At 66.6% G+C, this 16,533-nt stretch carries 20 protein-coding genes and 1 tRNA gene; 18 read left to right on the top strand and 3 right to left on the bottom strand.

What is annotated here, in order from left to right; genetic code table 11:
- The first annotated feature begins 5 nt into the window (after positions 1-5).
- The 16 genes from ACT17R_RS14010 (at position 6) to rplA (ending at position 13,508) form a co-directional block, all read left to right on the top strand.
- Positions 6-1,211 carry a TIGR03087 family PEP-CTERM/XrtA system glycosyltransferase gene (locus tag ACT17R_RS14010; RefSeq protein WP_444809631.1) on the top strand — a complete coding sequence of 402 codons (1,206 nt, stop codon included), beginning with the start codon at positions 6-8 and terminating at the stop codon, positions 1,209-1,211.
- Positions 1,208-2,719 carry an exosortase A gene (gene xrtA / locus ACT17R_RS14005; protein ID WP_444809630.1) on the top strand — a complete coding sequence of 504 codons (1,512 nt, stop codon included), beginning with the start codon at positions 1,208-1,210 and terminating at the stop codon, positions 2,717-2,719. The genes ACT17R_RS14010 and xrtA overlap by 4 nt, the downstream gene beginning before the upstream one ends.
- Before the next feature lie 13 nt (positions 2,720-2,732).
- Positions 2,733-4,628 carry an XrtA/PEP-CTERM system amidotransferase gene (locus tag ACT17R_RS14000; protein WP_444809629.1) on the top strand — a complete coding sequence of 632 codons (1,896 nt, stop codon included), beginning with the start codon at positions 2,733-2,735 and terminating at the stop codon, positions 4,626-4,628.
- 78 nt (positions 4,629-4,706) lie between these two features.
- Complete coding sequence (locus ACT17R_RS13995; protein ID WP_186403352.1) at positions 4,707-5,891, top strand: GNAT family N-acetyltransferase; 1,185 nt, start codon at positions 4,707-4,709, stop codon at positions 5,889-5,891.
- The gene (locus tag ACT17R_RS13990) at positions 5,888-6,754 is read left to right on the top strand and encodes a cupin-like domain-containing protein (protein ID WP_444809628.1); all 867 of its coding nucleotides are present in this window, start codon (positions 5,888-5,890) and stop codon (positions 6,752-6,754) included. Before ACT17R_RS13995 ends, ACT17R_RS13990 begins: the two co-directional genes overlap by 4 nt.
- A gap of 83 nt (positions 6,755-6,837) precedes the next feature.
- Positions 6,838-7,056 (top strand): translation initiation factor IF-1, encoded by a 219-nt coding sequence (gene infA / locus ACT17R_RS13985; RefSeq protein ID WP_003049127.1) that lies wholly within the window; start codon positions 6,838-6,840, stop codon positions 7,054-7,056.
- Entirely contained in the window at positions 7,053-7,649 is a 597-nt protein-coding gene (locus tag ACT17R_RS13980; protein ID WP_444809627.1) for a Maf family protein, read from the top strand. The genes infA and ACT17R_RS13980 overlap by 4 nt, the downstream gene beginning before the upstream one ends.
- Complete coding sequence (locus tag ACT17R_RS13975) at positions 7,642-8,604, top strand: ribonuclease (RefSeq protein ID WP_444809626.1); 963 nt, start codon at positions 7,642-7,644, stop codon at positions 8,602-8,604. The genes ACT17R_RS13980 and ACT17R_RS13975 overlap by 8 nt, the downstream gene beginning before the upstream one ends.
- A complete protein-coding gene (locus ACT17R_RS13970; protein WP_003049134.1) occupies positions 8,594-8,788 on the top strand; it encodes a DNA gyrase inhibitor YacG in 195 nt (64 codons plus the stop codon). The genes ACT17R_RS13975 and ACT17R_RS13970 overlap by 11 nt, the downstream gene beginning before the upstream one ends.
- Positions 8,789-8,885: 97 nt before the next feature.
- A tRNA-Phe gene (locus ACT17R_RS13965) sits at positions 8,886-8,961 on the top strand.
- Positions 8,962-9,336: 375 nt separating this feature from the next.
- Positions 9,337-9,534, top strand: coding sequence for a preprotein translocase subunit SecE (gene secE, locus ACT17R_RS13960; RefSeq protein ID WP_040590458.1), 198 nt, complete (start codon positions 9,337-9,339; stop codon positions 9,532-9,534).
- Positions 9,535-9,574: 40 nt separating this feature from the next.
- Positions 9,575-10,111 carry a transcription termination/antitermination protein NusG gene (gene nusG, locus ACT17R_RS13955; RefSeq protein WP_003049140.1) on the top strand — a complete coding sequence of 179 codons (537 nt, stop codon included), beginning with the start codon at positions 9,575-9,577 and terminating at the stop codon, positions 10,109-10,111.
- Positions 10,112-10,151: 40 nt separating this feature from the next.
- Complete coding sequence (locus tag ACT17R_RS13950; protein ID WP_320249086.1) at positions 10,152-11,087, top strand: acyl-CoA thioesterase; 936 nt, start codon at positions 10,152-10,154, stop codon at positions 11,085-11,087.
- A 36-nt stretch (positions 11,088-11,123) separates the two neighbouring features.
- On the top strand, positions 11,124-12,188 hold the full coding sequence (locus tag ACT17R_RS13945) for an acyltransferase family protein (protein WP_444809625.1): 1,065 nt from the start codon (positions 11,124-11,126) through the stop codon (positions 12,186-12,188).
- 185 nt (positions 12,189-12,373) lie between these two features.
- Positions 12,374-12,805 (top strand): 50S ribosomal protein L11, encoded by a 432-nt coding sequence (rplK, locus tag ACT17R_RS13940; RefSeq protein WP_003049146.1) that lies wholly within the window; start codon positions 12,374-12,376, stop codon positions 12,803-12,805.
- A gap of 4 nt (positions 12,806-12,809) precedes the next feature.
- The gene (gene rplA, locus ACT17R_RS13935; RefSeq protein ID WP_003049148.1) at positions 12,810-13,508 is read left to right on the top strand and encodes a 50S ribosomal protein L1; all 699 of its coding nucleotides are present in this window, start codon (positions 12,810-12,812) and stop codon (positions 13,506-13,508) included.
- A 335-nt stretch (positions 13,509-13,843) separates the two neighbouring features.
- Here the strand turns inward: rplA and ACT17R_RS13930 are convergent, their stop codons facing one another.
- From ACT17R_RS13930 to ACT17R_RS13920, 3 genes are read right to left on the bottom strand one after another with little or no spacing between them, the layout of a single operon-like run.
- Positions 13,844-14,491 (bottom strand): heme exporter protein CcmB, encoded by a 648-nt coding sequence (locus tag ACT17R_RS13930; protein WP_444809624.1) that lies wholly within the window; start codon positions 14,489-14,491, stop codon positions 13,844-13,846.
- On the bottom strand, positions 14,488-15,072 hold the full coding sequence (ccmA, locus tag ACT17R_RS13925; RefSeq protein WP_444809623.1) for a heme ABC exporter ATP-binding protein CcmA: 585 nt from the start codon (positions 15,070-15,072) through the stop codon (positions 14,488-14,490). The genes ACT17R_RS13930 and ccmA overlap by 4 nt, the downstream gene beginning before the upstream one ends.
- Positions 15,069-15,497: a metallopeptidase family protein gene (locus tag ACT17R_RS13920; RefSeq protein WP_058812887.1), complete on the bottom strand. Its 429-nt coding sequence runs from the start codon at positions 15,495-15,497 to the stop codon at positions 15,069-15,071. Before ACT17R_RS13920 ends, ccmA begins: the two co-directional genes overlap by 4 nt.
- 51 nt (positions 15,498-15,548) lie before the next feature.
- Between ACT17R_RS13920 and ACT17R_RS13915 the strand changes: the two genes are divergently transcribed.
- Complete coding sequence (locus ACT17R_RS13915; protein WP_062901993.1) at positions 15,549-15,836, top strand: 4a-hydroxytetrahydrobiopterin dehydratase; 288 nt, start codon at positions 15,549-15,551, stop codon at positions 15,834-15,836.
- Positions 15,837-15,843: 7 nt separating this feature from the next.
- A complete protein-coding gene (locus tag ACT17R_RS13910; protein WP_444809622.1) occupies positions 15,844-16,485 on the top strand; it encodes a YoaK family protein in 642 nt (213 codons plus the stop codon).
- The last annotated feature ends 48 nt before the right edge of the window (positions 16,486-16,533 follow it).

Genomic DNA, 16,533 nt, shown 5'->3' with positions numbered 1-16,533 from the left:
GCGCGATGGCCGAAATCCTGTTCCTGGTCCACCGCGCGCCCTGGCCGCCCGACCGCGGCGACCGGATAAGAAGCTGGCACATGTTCGAGGCGCTGCGCAAGTTGGCCCCCGTCCATGTCGCCGCGCTCGCCGACAATGCGGGCGAGGCGGAGACGGCGCGGAAGAAAATGGCGCCGCTTTGTAAAAGCCTGTGCATCGACGCGCGCCGCGCTGCGCGGCCCATCGCGCTCGCGCAGGCGGTGCTGCGCGGCGAGCCGGTGTCGAACCGGCTGTTCCGCAGCGGTGTGGTCGCCTCCTACGTCGATGCCTTGCTGGCGACCGGGCGCATTACCCATATCGTCGCCTTCTCGGGCCAGATGGCGCAATTTCTTCCGGCGCGTTTCGACGGACCGGTCATCATGGATTTCGTCGACGTCGATTCGGCCAAATTTGCGACCTATGCCGAACAGGACAGGCGCCAGCCCATGAACTGGGTTCACCGGCGCGAAGCGGCAAAGCTCGGCGCCTATGAAGCGAAAGTCGCACGTTCGGTCGATACCAGCCTGTTCGTCAGCGAGGCGGAGGCGGCGCTGTTCCGGACGCGCAGCGGCCTTGGCGGCGACATCGCCGTCGCGGTCGAAAATGGCATCGACACCGACCGTTTCGACCCGGCGCAGGATTTCGCGGCGGTGGATGAAGGCGATGGACCGCTGGCGGTGTTCACCGGACAGATGGACTATCGCCCCAATATTGACGCGGTGAGCTGGTTTGCGGCGGCGGTGCTGCCGCTGCTGCGCCAGCGCGAACCGCGCGCACGCTTTGCGATCGTCGGCCGCGCGCCGACCGAAGAGGTGCGGCTGCTCGCCCGGCTGCCCGGCGTCACCGTCACCGGCGAAGTCCCCGACGTGCGCCCGTGGCTCGCCGCCGCCGATGTCGTCGTGGCGCCGCTGCTGCTCGCGCGCGGGGTGCAGAACAAGCTGCTCGAGGCGATGGCGATGGCGCGGCCGGTCGTCGCGAGCGCCGCCGCCGCGACCGGGATCGACGCGGTCGACGGCGACCATCTGCTCGTCGCCGATGGGGCCGCGGCCATGGCGGACGCAATCGCGCGCCTGTTCGCCGATCCGGGACGGGCCGCGCAGATGGGTGCCAGCGCGCGTGACCGAATGATCGCGCGCTATGGGTGGGACGCGCGGCTGGAACCACTCGGCGACTTGCTGGGGCTTCCCGAATGACCGCCCGGCCGATCGCGGCGCTGCACGGCTGGTCGCCGTGGCAGCGGCATCTGGCTGCGCTCGGCGCGCTCGCGGCGGCGATCCTGCTGCTGTTCGCGCGCGATGCCGCCGACATGGCAGGCATCTGGTGGCACAGTTCGACATTCACCCATTGCCTGTTGATGGTGCCGATGATCGGCTGGCTGGTGCAGCAGCGCTGGCCGCAGCTTCGCACTCTGGCGCCGGTCTGGTGGTGGCCCGGCGCCGTATGGCTGGCGGGCGGCGGCTTCGTCTGGTTGGTGGGCGAAGCGGCGGGCGTCGGCCTGTTCAGGCAGTTGGGGCTTGTCCTGATGTTGCAGGGCGCGGTCGGTGCTGCGCTCGGCGAAAACCTCGTGCGCGCGCTTCTCTTCCCGCTTGGCTATGCGCTGCTGCTCGTTCCTTTCGGCGAGGAATTGGTGCCGCTGCTCCAGACGCTGACGGCGCGGATCAGCGTCGTACTGCTTCATCTCTCGGGGCTCGACGCGGCGATCGAGGGCGTGTTCATCACCACGCGCGCCGGCTTCTTCGAGGTGGCGGAGGCTTGTTCGGGGGTCAATTTCCTGATCGCGATGCTCGCCTATTCTGTGTTCGCCGCGAACCTCTGTTTCAAAAGCTGGACGCGGCGGATCGTCTTCGTCGCCGCGGCGCTCGCGACGACCGTCGCCGCCAATGCGCTGCGCGCCTATGGCACGATGGTCGCCGCCGAAATCTGGGGGATCGAGGCCGCGGGAGGCATCGACCATGTTTTCTACGGCTGGATATTCTTTGGGATCGTGATCCTGATCGTGATGCTGGTCGCAAAGCGATGGTTCGACCGGCCGGCGAACGATGTGGCGGTCGACATCACCGGGCTGGATGCGCCGCGGCGCTTTGTCGGTCCGGCGCCGGCGATATTGGCGCTCGCTTTCGCGCTCCCGCTCGCCTTTTCGGGGTGGGCCGCGCTGATTGGGGGCCGCGCAGCGCTGCTGCCCGCGACGATGGCGGTGGCGCCGCCGCCGGGCTGGCACGACGCAGCGAGCGAGGGCGCCGCGTGGCATCCGCGCTTCGACGGTGCCGACCGCCGGTTGGTCCGGCATTTCGTCGATGCCGCGGGACGCCGCGTCACGGTCGCGATCGGAGGCTATGAACGGCAGGCCGAAGGCCGCGAGGTCGTCGGCTTCGGGCAGGGCGCGATCGACCCCGACAGCAAATGGGCGTGGAGCGCGGCGCTGCCCGCTGTCGATGGCGGCAAGACCGAGCGGCTGCTTTATCCCGGTCCGGTGCTGCGCGACGCCGCAACCTGGTATGTCGTCGATGGCCGCGCGACGGGCAGCGCGCGCGCCGCGAAATTGGCCGAACTCAAGGCGCGGCTGCTCGGCGGGGATCCGCGCGCGCTGGCGCTGATTCTGACGGCGGAGGAGCGCGCGGGCGGCCGCGATGCGATCGCCGATTTCCTTTCCGCGTCGGGCGGAGCGCAGGCGATGGCTGACCGCGCGCTGAAACTGCGCTAGGGCTGCTTCCTATATGTGTGGGATCGCGGGCATTTATCATCTGGAGACGGCCAAGCCCGTCGATCCCGCGCGGCTGCGCGCGATGCTGCATCCCATGAGCCATCGCGGTCCCGACGGATCGGGCGAATGGACCGCGCCGGGTGTCGGGCTGGGGCATCTGCGGCTGTCGATCATCGATATCGAAGGCAGCCCGCAGCCGATGGCGAGCGACGACGAGGCGGTGACGATCAGCTTCAACGGCGAAATCTATAATTTCCGTCAGATGCGCGCCGAACTCGAAGACCGTGGCCACCGCTTTCGCACTAGCGGCGATACCGAGGTGATTCTGGCGGCGTGGCGACAGTGGGGTCCGGATTGCCTGTCGCGGCTCAATGGCATGTTCGCCTTTGCGATCCACGACCATCAGCGGGGCTGCCTGTTCCTGGCGCGCGACCGGTTGGGCGTGAAGCCGCTGCATTTCGCGCGGCTGTCGGACGGATCGATCGCCTTTGCGTCCGAACTCAAGGGCCTGCTGCGGCATCCGCTGCTGCGGCGCGAGGCCAATCTGTCGGCGGTCGAGGACTTTCTGGCGCTGGGCTATGTGCCCGACGACAATTGCATCATGGCGGGCGTCAGCAAATTGGGCGCGGGCCATTATCTGCTGCTCGAACGCGGCAAGCAGTTTCCGGCCCCGACCTGCTGGTGGTCGCCCGATTTTTCGAACCGCATCCGCGCCAGCGAAGGCGAGGCGGCCGAGCATCTCGTCCATCTGATGCGCGCCGCGGTCACCGACCGGATGGTCGCCGACGTGCCGCTCGGCGCCTTTCTGTCGGGCGGCGTCGATTCGAGCGCGGTGGTGGCGCTAATGGCCGAGGCGAGCGCGAAGGCGGTCAAGACCTGCACCATCGGTTTCGATCAGGCGGCGCTCGACGAAACGGCCTATGCGGCGACGATCGCGGACCGCTTCGCCACTGACCACCGCACCCGCACCGTCGCGGCCGCCGATTTCGCGCTGGTCGATCGCATCGCCGACATGTTCGACGAACCCTTCGCCGACGCGAGCGCGCTGCCGACCTACCGCGTCTGCGAACTGGCGCGCGAAGAGGTGACGGTCGCGCTGTCGGGAGACGGCGCCGATGAGGCGTTTGCGGGCTATCGCCGGCTGGTCTTCCATCATCAGGAGGAACGGTTGCGGTCGCTGATCCCCGCCGTGCTGCGGCGCAATCTTCTGGGGCCGCTCGCCCGCGTCTGGCCGCAGATGGACTGGGCGCCGCGCCCGCTGCGCGCCCGCGCGACATTAGCCAGCCTGTCGAAGAGTGGCGCCGAAGGCTACGCGGAAGCGGTCGGCGTCACCGGCCCCGACCAGCGCGCACGATTGTTCAACGATGCCGCGATCCGCGCGCTCGGCGATCATGTCGCGGAAACGCGCTATTGGCAGGCGATGGCCGAGGCGCCGGCGCGCGAACGGCTCGACCGCGCGCAATATGCCGATCTCAAGATCTGGCTGCCTGGCGACATTTTGACCAAGACCGACCGGATGAGCATGGCGGTCAGCCTCGAGGCTCGCGAGCCGCTGCTCGATTACCGGCTCGTCGAATTCGCCGCCTCGCTCCCCGCCGCGATGCGGGTGAAGGGCGGGACGGGGAAAGCGATCCTGAAACAGGCGATGGAGCGCTATCTGCCGCACGACATTTTGTACCGGCCCAAGATGGGGTTCGTGACGCCGGTGTCGCACTGGTTCCGCGGCGCGCTGACCGAACAGGCGCGCGCGCTTGCCCATTCGGGAACACTTGCGCGGACGGGATGGTTCGACATGGCGGAGATCGAACGCGTTGTCGCCGCGCACCAGTCGGGCCGCCGCGATCATGGGCGGCTGATCTGGCAATTTTTCATGCTGGAAAAGTCGCTGGCGAAGCTTTTTGGTATCTAGTTTCTCGGCAGGCGCGCGTGGTGCGAAGCCGCTGAATCGCCACCGCTTCTTAACAACTCGCTGCTAGGCTCGCCGCCGATGACGGTGCATCCCGCCTTTCCGACCCATGCCGCCGAAGCCGCGCCGCTGACCGTTCGCGTCGTCGATCCGCTCGCGCTGTCGGACGATCTTGCCGCGGCATGGGACGGCCTGGCCGCGGCGGCGAGCGAGCCCAATCCCTTCGTCGAACGCTGGTGCCTGCAATCGGCGCTGCACCTGCTCGATCCCGAGCGGCAGGCGCGGCTGGTGATGGTGATGACGGGCAGCGACGGGCCGCTGATCGGAGTGATGCCGCTGGCGCCCGCCGCGCGCTACGGCCCGTTGCCGCTCCGCCATGTTGTCGGCTGGGCGCATCCCAATCATTTTCACGGCGCCCCGCTGGTGCGCGCGGGCTGCGAAACGCTTTTCTGGTCGATCCTGCTTGGCTGGTGCGATGCTGCGCCGTGGGCGCAAACGCTGGTTCAGGTGCCGCGATTGACCGAAGACGGCCCGCTGCATCGCGCGCTGGCCGAAGTCGTGCGCGGGCGCGGCGACAAGGCCGAAGCGGTCCACCGCGAGGAGCGCGCGCTGCTCGAAAGCGACCTGTCGCCGGCCGCCTATTGGGAAGCCGCCATGCGCGGCAAGAAGCGCAAGGAATTGCGGCGTCAGGCCAACCGCCTTGCCGAACTGGGGCCGCTGACATTTCGCCAGTGGCGCAGCGGCGACGCGATCGAGGGCTGGATCGATGCTTTCCTCGACCTCGAAGCGCGCGGCTGGAAGGGGCGCGCGGGGTCGGCGCTCGCGAGCCAGAGCGAAACCGAGGCCTGGTTCCGCGCGATCCTTGCCGCAGCGGCCGAGGCGGGCCGGCTCGACATGCGTGCGCTCGATCTTGGCGAGCGGCCGATCGCGCTGCTGATCAATTTCGTGACGCCACCAGGCGCCTTTTCCTTCAAGACCGCCTTCGACGAGGAATATGCCCGCTTCTCGCCCGGGGTGCTGCTTCAGCAGGCGAATCTCGACATCCTCGCCGACGCGCGCGTCGCATGGGTCGACAGCTGCGCGGCGCCCGATCATCCGATGATCGACAGCGTCTGGCGCGAACGGCGCCGGCTGGTGTGGATCAACGCGCCCCTGTCGGGCGCCTCGGACCGCTGGCGCTTTCGCGCGCTGGCGCGTGCCGAGAAAATATGGCGCCGCCTGAAGCGCGCCGCCCCCAAACCGCCGATCGAACAGGATCCGTCATGACCGCGCAATCCACCGACCAAGTTCGTGTCTTTCCGCCCGAAACGCTGGAGCGCATGGCCGCGCTCTATCCGGCGCAGGCGGGGCTGCTGCACCACCACCTGCCCGACCATCCCTTGCTCTCGCTCGATGCGCTGGCGGCGCTCGCCGACACTTTGCCGGGGTCGCAGGTCGAATATAATCCGGGCGATCTGCCTGTCGGTATCCGGCCCGAGGATGTGCCATCGAACGGGCTGTCGATTGCCGAAACGATCCGCACCATCGATAGCAACCGCAGTTGGGCGGTGCTCAAGAATATCGAAACGGTCGATGCCTATCGCGCGCTGTTGATGGATCTGCTCGGCGAGCTGGAACCCGTTGTTTCGCCGCGGACCGGCGCGATGCTGACACCGCAGGGGTTCGTCTTCATCTCGTCGCCGGGATCGATCACGCCCTATCACTTCGATCCCGAGCACAACATCCTGCTCCAGCTTCGCGGCAGCAAGGTGATGCACGTCTGGCCTGCGGGCGACGAACGCTTTGCCCACCGGATTGAGCACGAACGCTACCACACCGGCGGTCACCGCAACCTGCCGTGGGAAGATGGCTTTGAAGGCGCCGAACAGGCGGTCCCGCTCGCGCCGGGCGATGCGGTGCTGATGCCGGTGATGGCGCCGCATTATGTCCGCAACGGCGACGCGCCCTCGATCTCGCTCTCGATCACCTGGCGCAGCGAATGGAGCTACCGCGAATCCGAAGCCCATGCCGCCAACGCCGCGCTGCGCCGGATGGGATTGAACCCCGCAATGCCGCCACGCTGGCCGAGCTATGCCCGGGCAAAGACCGTCGGCTGGCGCGTCGCGCGCAAACTGAAACTCGTGTCCTGACGCCGCCGCGACAGATGGCTTTCAATTGCGCGCATTTGGAGCTATGGGCGCGCATCCTTAAATTTCGAGCCCATAGAGGATAGATGGCGAAAGAAGAACTTCTCGAAATGCGCGGCCAGGTGGTCGAACTTCTGCCCAATGCGATGTTCCGCGTCCGGCTGGAAAACGACCATGAAATTCTGGGCCATACGGCCGGCAAGATGCGCAAGAACCGCATCCGCGTTCTGGTGGGCGACGAAGTGCTCGTCGAACTCACCCCCTATGACCTGACCAAGGGTCGGATCACCTATCGCTTCAAGTGAGCGGGGCGGCGATCTTGCCCGCACCGTCGCTCGTGCTCGCATCGACGTCGCCGCGTCGGCGCGAGCTGCTGGCGCGCATCGGTCTCGAGCCGGCGCGCATTGCGGCTCCCGACATCGATGAAACCCCGCTGAAGGGCGAACTGCCGCGCGCCTATGTCGCGCGCCTCGCCGAGAGCAAGGCCCGCGCCGTCGACCGCTCGGCGGACGAGGTGGTGCTGGCGGGCGACACGACCGTCGCGGTCGGGCGCCGCATTCTCGAAAAGCCAGCCGACGAGGCCGATCTGCGCCGGATGCTCGGCCTGTTGTCGGGACGGCGCCATCATGTCTATTCGGGGGTTTGTGTTGTCGGAGCGGATGGCCGCCCGCGCGTTCGCGTCGCCGATACCGTCGTCGCCTTCAAACGGCTGACGCCCGCCGAGATCGACTGGTATGTCGCGAGCGGCGAGGGGATGGGCAAGGCCGGCGGCTACGCCATCCAGGGCAAGGCCGAGATGTTTGTGCGCTTCCTTTCGGGCAGCCATTCCAACGTCGTCGGCCTGCCGATCTTCGAGACGTGCGCGCTGCTGACGAGTGCCGGAGTGCCACTTGGCTGAGTGGCTATACGAAGCCGGCATCGGCGAGGCGCGGGCCGCATTGATCGAAGACGGTCATATTATCGAGGCGCGGATCGAACGCGAGGGCGAGCGGCCGCGTGTCGGTGCTATTGTCGCCGGGCGGTTGATCGAACCGGGGGTGGTGCGGCTCGACCTGCCGGGCGATCCCGTCGCAACCGTGGCGGCGAAGGGCGTTCCGCTCGGCACGCGGCTGGCGGTCGAGATCATACGCATGGCGCTGCGCGAGCGCGGCCGCGACAAGCCCGCGCGCGGCCGGCTTAGCGACGCCGCGCCAGATGACGGCCCCGACCTGCGCGCGCGCATCGCCGCGAGCGGCCTGCCGGTGACCGACTTGGCGCCGACCGGCCCCGACCGGCTCGAGGACGCGGGCTGGTCCGATCTGATCGATCATGTCCGCACCGGCCACTGGCCGTTCGCCGGCGGCGCGCTGTGGGTCGATGCCACGCCCGCGATGCTGCTCATCGACATCGACGGCGATGGCGATCCGCTGGCGCTGGCACAAGACGGCGCCGCCGCTGCGGCGCATGTGGTGCGCTGCTGCGACATCGGCGGTTCGATCGGCATCGATTTTCCCTCGCTGCCCGGCCGCGCCGAGCGGCAGGCGGTCGATGGCTGGGTCGATGCGTATTTCCCGCAGCCGTTCGAGCGCACCGCGACCAACGGGTTCGGCTTTCTGCAGATCATCCGGCGCCGCGAGCGTCCGTCACTGATCGAGCAGGTTCGCTTCGATCCCGTGGCGACCGATGCCGCGCTGCTCTTGCGTCAGGCCGAGCGCGCGGTTGGTGCCGGACCGCTGCAACTCACGGCGCGACCGGCCGTTGCCCAATGGATCGGCGCGCACCCGCACTGGGTCGCGATGCTCGAACGGCGCGCCGGGCGCGCGGTCGCGATCGCCGCCGATGCGCAAGTGAAAGGAACGGGCCATGCCCAGTAATGCCGCCGCCCGATCGCGCCGCTGCCCCTTGTGCGGCAAGCCGCGCGACGAGACCTACAAGCCCTTTTGCAGCCGCGGTTGCCGCGACCGCGACCTCAATCGCTGGTTCGACGAAGGCTATCGCGTACCGGTCGATCAGGCGCCCGACGGGGGCCTCGACGGCGACCGTTTCGAGGATGAATGACAGGACAAAATTTGCGCAACAAAGGCTCTGGACAGGATCGAAACCCCTGCCTATAGCCGCCGCTCCCGAACAGGCCGCACGGCCTTGTGGAGCCCGTGCCCGGGTAGCTCAGTTGGTAGAGCATGCGACTGAAAATCGCAGTGTCGGTGGTTCGATCCCGCCCCCGGGCACCACGGTCCCTCGGCGACCGTTCCGGAACATCTTGAAACCGGGATAATATTCCTGCGATGGCTCGCGTGGCTCGTCGGCGCGGCGTGGCGCGCCATGCCGCTCGGTTCCGATCCGAAAATTCCCGGCCAGCTTTCTGTGGGCGCGTGCATGGCGCGATATCCCGGGCCGGGGCGGGGTGCCATGCGGCAATCGCTTGCCAAGGCTCTGGCGCGCGGCTAAAGGCCGCCCATTCGGACAGATGCGCCGTTTTCCTTCCGCCTTTCGCCGACATGCTCGGGGAGGGTGGGCGGACTATTGCCTGAAGCCGTGCTTGACGCGGCGGGGGCGGCAACCCATCTGGCCGTGAACTGAGACGCATGAAGGACGGGACGATCGATATGGCGAGGCCCAAAATTGGCGAATTCGTCAACCAGGTAAAGGCGGAAGCCGGCAAGATCGTGTGGCCGACGGGCCGCGAGACGATGCAGACGACGATCATGGTTCTGATCATGACGATCCTGCTGTCGCTGTTCTTCTTCGGCGTCGACACGGTATTCAAGCTGATCGTCGGCTGGCTGACGTCGCTCGCGGGCTGATCCGCGCTTCACACCCAATTTCAGGACAGGACACGCACAGATGGCGCGCTGGTACATCATTCACGCCTATTCGGGTTTCGAGAACAAGGTTCGCGATTCGGTCGTCACCGAAGCCGAGCGCCTTGGACTCAGCGATTTCGTCGAGGCGGTCGAAGTGCCCGTCGAAACGGTGACCGAGGTCAAGCGCGGCAAAAAGGTTCAGTCCGAACGCAAATTCTTCCCCGGCTATGTGCTCGCCAAGCTGACGATGACCGACGATGTCTATCACCTCGTCAAGAATACGCCGAAGGTTACGGGCTTCCTGGGGTCGTCGGGCAAGCCACAGCCGATCAGCGAAGCCGAAGCCGCGCGTATCCTGAACAGCAAGGAAGAAGCCGCTGCGCGCCCGAAGACCGAGATTCGCGTCGATTACGAAATCGGCGATCAGGTCAAGGTGCTCGAAGGCCCGTTCGCGAGCTTCAACGGCGTGGTCGAAGAACTCGATTTCGACAAGGCGCGCGTCAAGGTCAGCGTATCGATCTTCGGCCGTGCAACGCCGGTCGAGCTCGATTTCGAGCAGGTCGAACGGATGAAGTGATGGCCGTCGGCCGTCGCTCTTCGCAGCACGGGATAATCGCATGAGTCTGAGTCAGGACGAGATTCAGGCTCGCATTGCACGCGCACGCGAAATCAACGCTGGTGTTTCGGCCGAGAAGGTCGTCGCGGCGGTCGCGCGGCTGTTCGATCTCGACCCCGTGCCCGGCGTCGAGGACGAATTTACCTATCCCGCCCTTGCGACCACCGCGCGCGACCGGATTTTCGGCGGGCAAGTCATCGCGCAGGCGATGTTCGCGGCTTCGCGCACGGTCGAGACCGGAAAGCAGGTGCATTCGCTCCACGCCTATTTCCTGCGCGGCGGCGACGAAACCAAGCCGCTGCATTTCCGCATCCACCGCGATTTCGACGGGCGCAGCTTTTCGAACCGTCGTGTCGTCGTGCGCCAGGACGGCAAGGTGATCTTCAACCTGACCGCATCGTTCCAGATTCCGGCGAAAGGGCTGTCGCATCAGGTGCCGATGCCCGACCTGCTGCCGCCCGAGCAGTGCTGGGACTTCACCGATTTCATCGCTGCCGATCCCAATATTTCGGACCGCCATCTTGCCCATATGGCGCGGCGGCGGCCGTTTGAGGTGCGCAGCTATCGCCCGCCGGCGTCGGCCAAGGCGACGCAGCATTACCAGTGGTTCCGCGTCGCCGCGCCGATCGGCGACGATCCGCTGCTCCATCGCGGTTTCCTCGCTTTCGCATCCGACATGGGGCTTTTGTCGTCGGCGATGCTGCCGCACGGCGTCAACTTCTGGACGCCTGGCATGGTGTCGACCAGCCTCGATCATGCGATGTGGTTTCATGACGATATTCGTGTCGACGACTGGTTCGTGTTCGTGATGGACAGCCCGTGGACCGGCGGTGACCGCGGGCTGTGCCGCGGGTCGATCTATCGCCAGGACGGCACGCTGATCGCAACCGTGGTGCAGGAAGGCCTGGTGCGCTATCGCCCGGATGCCGTGCGATAGCGATTGCGCGCGCCGCAGAAGGGGGCTGCTTTTCGAATGGGAACGGACGGCACGGCCATCGGGCGACTGAAGCAGCTTGACGGGGTGCGTGGGCTTGCCGCCTGCGCCGTCGCCTTCGGATATCATTCCAAGATATTGTTCGAACGCGCTGTTTTCGAAGACGGCTGGGGCGGTCCGGTAGCAGCGTGGCTGCGTGACAATGGCTGGACTGCAGTCGATCTGTTCTTCCTGCTATCGGGTTTCGTGTTCGCGCATGTGTATCGTTTCGGCGAATCGCTGCAGTCGACGCGCGCTCTTGCCGATTTCACCGTGGCACGCATCGCGCGCCTATACCCGCTTCACCTGTTCATGCTCGTCTGCTGCGCTGCAACCTTCTGGTGGATGCCGTATAACAACGTCGGTACCTTCATTGCGCATCTGTTCATGCTGCAGGTGTTTACGGAGCCGGTCGCGCGCACCTTCGATGGCCCATCCTGGTCGATCTCGGTCGAGGTTTTTTGCTATATTCTTTTCGCGGCGGCGGCTTTCGCGGGGCGACGGGCGGTCCTTACGGTCGCCTGCACCGCGATTCTGGCGAGCGGTATAGTGCTTCTTTTCGACGGGCACGCTGGCCAGCCGCTCACCTCCGCCAACAGCATCGCGCGTGGCGGCTTCGGCTTTTTCATCGGTGTGCTGCTGTGGCGCTACCGCGGCCGGTTTGCGCGCGTTCCGGCGCTGGTGCTCGTGGCGATCGCCGTGGCGGGACTCCTGATCCCGACCGGCACAGCCAATCCGGTGCTGCCGCTCACCGCGCTGACCTGGCCGGCGGCGCTAATCCTGGCGCTGCGGACGCGCTTCATGGGAACAGCGCCGCTCGTGTGGCTCGGCGATCGCAGCTATTCAATCTATCTCGTCAATATTCCCGTCGCGGACGTGCTGTTGCGCGTCGCCGGCAAGTTCCGTGATTGGGACTACGGCCTGTTTTCGGCGCATATCCTCTTCGTCGCGATCGTCATGCTGCTGTCCGAATTCACCTATCGCTACATCGAACGTCCTGGCCAGCGGATGATCCGCGATCGCTGGAAGATCCGGCGCGGCCGGCAGGCGGCGGCCGCCGCCTGATCGCGCCGCGCGGCGCGTCTTTCCTTGCATTTCGGGCGAAAGCCCGCTAACGGCCGCGCTTCGCGATCGCCCTCCTTTGGAAAGGCGGCGTGATTCCGCGCGGGAGGAGGGCTGATAACCCTCTGCTTGACCGCTTATTTTGAGCCCCGGATCCGTCCGGGGCGACAGAAAGAAAGGAGGCCATCATGGCCAAGAAGATCAGCGGCTATATCAAGCTGCAGGTGCCCGCCGGCACTGCCAATCCCTCGCCGCCGCTCGGGCCGGCGCTGGGTCAGCGCGGCGTCAACATCATGGAATTCTGCAAGGCGTTCAACGCCGCGACCGACGGCATGGACAAGGGCACGCCGACCCCGACCATCATCACCGTCTTTGCGGACAAGAGCTTCTCGTTCGTCACCAAGACGCCCCCGGCAACCTACCTCATCAAGAAGGCCGCGAACCTGAAGTCGGGTTCGAAGGAGCCCGGCAAGATCAGCGGTGGCAAGATCGCGCGCTCGAAGCTCGCCGAAATCGCCGAGATCAAGATGAAGGATCTGAACGCCAACGACATCGAACAGGCGACCAAGATCATCGAAGGCAGCGCCCGCTCGATGGGCCTCGAAGTGACGGAGGGCTGAACCGATGGCAAAGCTGACCAAGAAGCAGAAGGCCCTCGAGGGCAAGGTCGACGCGACGAAGCTGCACAGCATCGAAGACGCGCTGAAGACCGTCCGTGAACTCGCTTCGGCGAAGTTCGACGAAACGCTCGAAATCGCGATGAACCTGGGCGTCGATCCGCGTCACGCCGACCAGATGGTCCGCGGCGTGGTCACGCTGCCCGCCGGTACCGGCAAGGACGTCAAGGTCGCGGTTTTCGCGCGCGGCGACAATGCCGAAAAGGCGCTCGCCGCCGGTGCCGACAAGGTCGGTGCCGAAGACCTGATGGAAGACATGCTCGCGGGTAACCTCGACTATGGCCGCGTCATCGCGACGCCGGACATGATGGGCATCGTCGGCCGCCTCGGCAAGACGCTGGGTCCGAAGGGCCTGATGCCGAACCCGAAGCTGGGCACCGTCACCCCGAACGTCGCCGAAGCCGTCAAGGCAGCCAAGGGCGGCCAGATCGAATTCCGCGTCGAAAAGGCCGGGATCATCCACGCCGGCCTCGGCAAGCTGTCGTTCGGCGAGGAAAAGCTCCGCCAGAATTTCGACGCGTTCGTCGACGCGATCGTCAAGGCCAAGCCGGCCGGTGCGAAGGGCAAATATGTCCGCAAGATCGCGCTGTCGTCGTCGATGGGCCCGGGCGTCAAGATCGACACCGCGGACGTCGCCGGCGCCTGATTTTCAGGCAAAGCAATTCAAGGAAAGGGCTGGGGGAAACTCCGGCCCTTTTCTTATGGGCTGAAGGGATGGATTGGGATGGGAAGCGGGCGTTGCCGCTAACCGCATGGTGTTCCCCGGCGAAAGCCGGGGCCCAGGGCTTTACAGTATCAACATCAGCGTTCGACACTCTGGACCCCGGCCTTCGCCGGGGAACACAATGACGACGTGGAGCTCTATTCGTTCGTCATCCCGGGCTTGATCCGGGATCCATTATTCCGACGCTGCGTGAATGGATCCCGGATCAAGTCCGGGATGACGATGAGGATCAGATGCCCCTTTCCGCTCGAAACCCGCTATTCCCGCAAGCCTCGCAATGCCGCCCCCGCCGCGAAGGGGCCTGTCACCGTCAGCAGCAGGCTGGCAGCGGCGAGCAGTTTCACTGCACCGCGGCCCGATGGATCGAGCATTCCGGCGCCGAAGATCAGTAATGGCACCGCGAGCGGCAGGACGAGCAGGCCGCCGATCGCATTGCCGCCCTTGAGGTTCGCCGTGAGCGCGGCGCTGAGCACCGCGAGCGAGGCGAGGGCCGGGATGGCGATGGCGAGGCCGAGGGCAATCGTCGCGACGCGTGCCGCATCCTGTGCAAGCAGCGCCGCGGCTGGCAGCAGTGCAATCAGCAACGGCAATCCGAAGCCGATCGCATGGGCGGCGATCTTGATCGCCGCGACGACTTCGTCGGCGATGCCGCGCACCGCAAGCTGATCGAGCACGCCCGCATCCTTGTCGGGGCGCACCAGCCGGTCGATCGGCAGCAGCGCCGCGAGCAACGCCGCGACCCACAGCATGCCGCCCCCCGTGCGCGCGAGCAGCGGCGCGTCGGGGCCCACCGCGAAGGGAAAGGCGGTCGCGACGAGCAGGAAGAAGACGACGGGCAGCCATAGCGCGCCGCTGCCCCAGGCACGGCGCAGGTCGCGCCAGAAGAGCGCGAGCAAAGCCGTCATGCGCGCGCTCCCATGTCCAGTTCGGCAAGGTCCGGGATGTCGAGCGCGAAGTGCGAGGCAAGCAGCACCGCGCCGCCGTTCGCGCGGTGCGCGGCGATGGCCGCGACGAGACGCGCCCGCGCAGCGTCGTCCATGCCATTGGCGGGTTCGTCGAGCATCCAGATCGGCGCCGCGCTGCCGATGATGCGTGCCATCGCGGCGCGTTTGCGCTGGCCCGTCGACAGCATAGCAACCGGTACTTCGGCAAGAGCGCCGAGCGCCATCGCCTCCATCGCGCGCTGCGTCATCGGGCCGTCGATGCCGTCGATGCGCGCCCAGACGTCGAGTGCCCGGCGCAGCGGCAGTTCGGCATCGAGCGCCGCGGCTTCGTCGATCAGCGCGCAGCGTTCGTGCCGCGTCACCGTGCCCGCGGCGGCGCGGAGCAGGCCCGCGGCAACGCGGATCAGGCTCGATTTGCCGGCACCGTTGGGACCACGAAGCCACAGCGCCTCGCCGCGCGCAAGCGCCAGCGACAGGCCTTCGAAGAGCAGCCGGTCGCCGCGGATGCAGGCAATGCGGTCGAGCTGAAGCAACAGCGTCACGCCATGTCTTCCAGCGCGTGCATATCGTCGTCCGAAAAGCCGAAATGATGTCCGATTTCGTGGATCAGGACGTGGCGCACCAGCCAGTCGAGCCGTTCGCCGCCTTCGATCCATTCGACCAGGATCGGTATGCGATAGAGCGTCACCCGGTCGGGCATGCCGCCGCTCATGTCGATGCTGCGCTCGGTCAGCGGCCGGCCTTCGTAGAGGCCGGTCAGATCATAGGGATGTTCGATACCGAGCGACGCGAGCGTTTCGTCGTCGGCAAATTCCTCGATCGCGACGACCACGCCGCGGATGTGCGGTTTGAAAATATCGGGCAACGCGGCCAGCGCCGCATCGGCCATTGCGTGAAAGGCATCGGCATCGGGGGCGCCGCCGGTCCAGCCGTCGGGCAATCGGGAAAGGGCGGCCTTGTCGCTCATCGCGCCCTTCCTTATGGCGGGGATACGGTCTTTACCAGCGGGAGAAAGCGGATGGTCCAGAAACTCGACGATGCGGCGCGTGCGGCGCTGCTCGCGCGCTTTCCCGAATGGACGCACGAGCCGCAGCGCGACGCGATTACGCGCCGGTTCCGGTTCGACGATTTCGCGCAGGCCTTCGGCTTCATGGCGAGCGTCGCGATTATTGCCGAAAAGATGGATCACCATCCCGAATGGTCGAACGTCTATAATCGCGTCGACATCCTGTTGACCACGCACGACGCCGACGGGCTGTCCGAGCGCGACGCGCGCTTGGCGGAAGCGATCGAAGCCTTGCTCTGATCCGCCAATGATCCGTTTCGATCAGGCTTATCGCACGCTCGCCGTAGGGATCGCGATTCTGGCGGGCTTCGTCGATGCGATCGGCTTCGTCGAATCGGCGGGCTTTTTCGTGTCGTTCATGACGGGCAATTCGACCCGCCTCGCGGTCGGGGTGGCGGAGGGTCATCGCGCCGCCCTGCTTGCGGGCAGCATCATCGCGATTTTCGTCACCGGCGTCGTCGCCGGATCGTTGATCGGCGCGCGCGCAGGGCGGCGGCGCACGCCGGCGGTGCTGCTGTGCGTGACGCTGCTGCTGGTCGTCGCGGCGCTGCTGCGCGTGGCCGATGCCGGCTGGGTCGCCATTCTCGGGCTCGCTTTTGCGATGGGCGTCGTCAATGCGGCGATCGAGGGCAGCGACGGCACTGTGGTCGGCGTCACCTATATGACGGGCACGCTCGTCCAGATGGGGCAGAAGATCGCCAACGCGCTTCGCGGCGAGGGCGACCGGCGGTGGCGTCATCATCTGGGGCTGTGGGCGGGACTGGCGGGCGGTGCCGTCTTGGGTGCGCGCGCCGTTCTGTGGTCGGCGCCGCTGGCTTACGGGCTCGCGATCGCGCTTGCCGCGGGGCTGGGGGGGCGCGCGATGTGGATGGCGCGCCAGGCGCCCTAAGGCGGCGCTTGCCTTCCCCGGCCGACCGTTCCAAAAGTCGGCAATAAA

The organism is Sphingopyxis sp. Q841 (assembly GCF_052384365.1).
In the GTDB taxonomy this organism is placed as follows: Bacteria; Pseudomonadota; Alphaproteobacteria; order Sphingomonadales; family Sphingomonadaceae; genus Sphingopyxis; species Sphingopyxis terrae_A.
This window is presented reverse-complemented; position numbering and strand designations above follow the sequence as displayed.

What these genes read in the sequence shown, in the direction of transcription:
- ACT17R_RS13930 (WP_444809624.1), bottom strand. Translation starts at nt 14,491, where the DNA reads ATGACGGCTTTGCTCGCGCTCTTCTGGCGCGACCTGCGCCGTGCCTGG.
- ACT17R_RS13915 (WP_062901993.1), top strand. Translation starts at nt 15,549, where the DNA reads ATGGTCCAGAAACTCGACGATGCGGCGCGTGCGGCGCTGCTCGCGCGC.
- rplK (WP_003049146.1), top strand. Translation starts at nt 12,374, where the DNA reads ATGGCCAAGAAGATCAGCGGCTATATCAAGCTGCAGGTGCCCGCCGGC.
- xrtA (WP_444809630.1), top strand. Translation starts at nt 1,208, where the DNA reads ATGACCGCCCGGCCGATCGCGGCGCTGCACGGCTGGTCGCCGTGGCAG.
- ACT17R_RS13990 (WP_444809628.1), top strand. Translation starts at nt 5,888, where the DNA reads ATGACCGCGCAATCCACCGACCAAGTTCGTGTCTTTCCGCCCGAAACG.
- ACT17R_RS13910 (WP_444809622.1), top strand. Translation starts at nt 15,844, where the DNA reads ATGATCCGTTTCGATCAGGCTTATCGCACGCTCGCCGTAGGGATCGCG.
- nusG (WP_003049140.1), top strand. Translation starts at nt 9,575, where the DNA reads ATGGCGCGCTGGTACATCATTCACGCCTATTCGGGTTTCGAGAACAAG.
- ACT17R_RS13995 (WP_186403352.1), top strand. Translation starts at nt 4,707, where the DNA reads ATGACGGTGCATCCCGCCTTTCCGACCCATGCCGCCGAAGCCGCGCCG.
- ACT17R_RS13950 (WP_320249086.1), top strand. Translation starts at nt 10,152, where the DNA reads ATGAGTCTGAGTCAGGACGAGATTCAGGCTCGCATTGCACGCGCACGC.
- ACT17R_RS14010 (WP_444809631.1), top strand. Translation starts at nt 6, where the DNA reads ATGGCCGAAATCCTGTTCCTGGTCCACCGCGCGCCCTGGCCGCCCGAC.
- ACT17R_RS14000 (WP_444809629.1), top strand. Translation starts at nt 2,733, where the DNA reads ATGTGTGGGATCGCGGGCATTTATCATCTGGAGACGGCCAAGCCCGTC.
- infA (WP_003049127.1), top strand. Translation starts at nt 6,838, where the DNA reads ATGGCGAAAGAAGAACTTCTCGAAATGCGCGGCCAGGTGGTCGAACTT.
- rplA (WP_003049148.1), top strand. Translation starts at nt 12,810, where the DNA reads ATGGCAAAGCTGACCAAGAAGCAGAAGGCCCTCGAGGGCAAGGTCGAC.
- secE (WP_040590458.1), top strand. Translation starts at nt 9,337, where the DNA reads ATGGCGAGGCCCAAAATTGGCGAATTCGTCAACCAGGTAAAGGCGGAA.
- ACT17R_RS13920 (WP_058812887.1), bottom strand. Translation starts at nt 15,497, where the DNA reads ATGAGCGACAAGGCCGCCCTTTCCCGATTGCCCGACGGCTGGACCGGC.
- ACT17R_RS13945 (WP_444809625.1), top strand. Translation starts at nt 11,124, where the DNA reads ATGGGAACGGACGGCACGGCCATCGGGCGACTGAAGCAGCTTGACGGG.
- ACT17R_RS13970 (WP_003049134.1), top strand. Translation starts at nt 8,594, where the DNA reads ATGCCCAGTAATGCCGCCGCCCGATCGCGCCGCTGCCCCTTGTGCGGC.